The 2,926-nt window shown below is 60.5% G+C and carries 1 pseudogene; it reads left to right on the top strand.

Features of this window, described 5'->3' with window-relative positions:
• Window positions 1-2,714 (top strand): annotated as a pseudogene (locus J0I64_RS08640) (DNA-directed RNA polymerase subunit beta'); the annotation flags it as partial.
• Between the last annotated feature and the right edge of the window lie 212 nt (window positions 2,715-2,926).

Genomic DNA, 2,926 nt, shown 5'->3' with positions numbered 1-2,926 from the left:
CCAACAACATCCTGCATCCCGCGAACGGTCAGCCGATCATCGTGCCGAGCCAGGCCATTGTTCTCGGTCTCTACTATCTGTCGATCGTGGCAGAGGGTGAGCCGGGCGAGGGCATGTCGTTCGGTTCCTATGCCGAACTCGAACACGCGCTCGACAACAAGGTCGTCACGCTCCACTCCAAGATCAAAGCTCGCGTTCCTGCCTGGGACGAAAACGGCAAGCAGATCACCCAGATCGTCGACACGACTCCGGGCCGTATGCTGATCGGTCAGATTCTGCCCAAGAATCCGGCTGTGCCCTTCGCCACGGCGAACCAGCTGATGACCAAGAAGATGATCTCCAAGATGATCGACACCGTGTATCGCGGTTGCGGTCAGAAGGAGACGGTCATTTTCTGTGACCGCGTCATGCAGCTCGGCTTCAAGAACGCCTGCGACGCCGGCATTTCGTTCGGCAAGGACGACATGGTTATCCCGCAGTCGAAGTACACGATTGTGGAAGACACCCGTAAGCTGGTCGAGGAATTCGAACAGCAGTACAATGACGGCCTGATCACTCAGGGCGAAAAGTACAACAAGGTCGTCGACGCCTGGGCCAAGTGCGGTGACAAGATCGCCGAAGAGATGATGAAGGGCATTGCTGCCGTTCAGATCGACAAGGAAACGGGTCGTCAGAAGCCGATCAACTCGGTTTACATGATGAGCCACTCCGGTGCTCGTGGTTCACCGGCCCAGATGAAGCAGCTCGCCGGCATGCGCGGCCTTATGGCCAAGCCGGACGGCTCGATCATCGAAACGCCGATCACCGCGAACTTCAAGGAAGGCCTCAACGTTCTTGAGTACTTCAACTCGACCCACGGTGCCCGTAAGGGTCTGGCTGATACCGCTCTGAAGACTGCGAACTCGGGTTACCTGACCCGTCGTCTCGTCGACGTCGCTCAGGACGCGATCATCATCACCGAGGATTGCGGTACCGAGCGAGGCCTCACCATGGAACCGATCGTCGATGCTGGCCAGATCGTGGCCTCTATCGGCCAGCGCGTTCTCGGCCGTACGACTGCCGATGACGTCTTCCATCCGCTGACTGGCGACCTGATCGCTCCGAAGGGCACTCTGCTCGAAGAGAAGCATGTCGACATCATCGAAGAAGCGCGCATCCAGTCGATCCGCATTCGTTCGCCGCTGACCTGCGATCTCCGCCAGGGCTGCTGCGCCGCTTGCTACGGTCGTGACCTTGCTCGCGGTACTCCGGTCAATATCGGTGAAGCTGTCGGCGTTATTGCTGCTCAGTCCATCGGTGAACCCGGCACCCAGCTCACCATGCGTACGTTCCACATCGGTGGTACGGCTCAGGTGGTTGACTCGTCGTTCCTCGAATCCGGCGCCGAAGGCAAGATCGACATCCGTAACCCGAGCCTCGCAACGGTTGCGGACGGCAAGCAGGTCGTCATGGCCCGTAACGTCGCACTCGTCATCCTCGATGCCGAAGGCAAGGAACGTGCGACCCACAAGGTCGCCTACGGCTCCAAGCTCCTCGTCAAGAAGGGCGAACAGGTTCGTCGTGGCCAGCGTCTGGCTGAATGGGACCCCTACACCCGTCCCATCCTTGCCGACGTCGAAGGCGATGTCGTGTTCGAGGATCTGGTCGATGGTGCATCCGTTGCGGAAAACACCGACGAAGCGACCGGCTTCACCAAGCGCGTCGTCATCGACTGGCGCGGCAACCAGCGTGGTGAGGGCCTCAAGCCCGCACTGGCTATTGCCCGCGGCGGTGCCGTGCAGAAGGTGGATCGTGGTGGCGATGCCCGTTACCTGCTCTCCGTCGACGCGGTTATCGCCGTCGAGCCGGGTGAAAAGGTGTCTCCGGGTGACGTTCTCGCGCGTATCCCGCTCGAGTCTGCAAAGACCAAGGACATCACCGGCGGTCTGCCGCGCGTTGCCGAACTCTTCGAAGCTCGTCGTCCGAAGGATCACGCCATCATCGCTGAGATCGATGGTACCATCCGCTTCGGCCGCGACTACAAGAACAAGCGCCGCGTCATCATCGAGCCGACCGAGGAAGGTGCTGATCCCGTCGAATACCTGATCCCGAAGGGCAAGCCGTTCCACCTCCAGGAAGGCGACACCATCGAGAAGGGCGAATACATTCTGGACGGCAACCCCGCTCCTCACGACATCCTTGCTATCAAGGGCGTCGAGGAACTGGCACGCTACCTCGTCAACGAGATCCAGGAAGTTTATCGTCTCCAGGGCGTGTTGATTAACGACAAGCACATCGAAGTGATCGTTCGCCAGATGCTGCAGAAGGTCGAGATCGTCCTGCCGGGTGACTCGGGCCTGCTCAAGGACGAGCAGCTCGACAAGCTCGACTTCGATGAACTCAACGATGCGCTGATCAGCGAAGGCAAGAAGCCGGCAACCGCTAACCCGGTTCTGCTCGGCATCACCAAGGCTTCGCTCCAGACTCGCTCCTTCGTGTCCGCGGCTTCCTTCCAGGAAACCACCCGCGTGCTCACCGAAGCTGCCGTGTCCGGCAAGGCCGACCTTCTCGAAGGCCTCAAGGAAAACGTCATCGTCGGCCGCCTTATCCCGGCCGGTACCGGTGCCGGCCAGTCGAAGGCCAAGCAGATCGCTGCCAAGCGCGACGATCTCATCCTCGAGGAACGCCGCCGCATCGCCGAAACCACTCGCCTGTCGGCTCCCGCCGCCGAGTAAGGTCTTCGGACATTTCCAAATCGAAAGGGGCCCGCAAGGGCCCCTTTTTTGTTTGCGCTCCTTGCAGAGCCCCACGACCCCGGCGGCGTCGCCGTCATCGTACCCCGCCTGTCATCCCGGCGAAGGCCAGGACCCATCTTGAGATGTGGAAGGTGAGGCAGGGGGCTGACGGTGCCGGACGCACTAACCCCTTGAAAGCTATTGTTAACCGC

Origin of the sequence: Devosia sp., assembly GCF_017307565.1 — a bacterium.
GTDB lineage: Bacteria > Pseudomonadota > Alphaproteobacteria > Rhizobiales > Devosiaceae > Devosia.
Note: the sequence above shows the minus strand (reverse complement) of the source record. Positions and strands in the feature narration are given on the sequence as shown.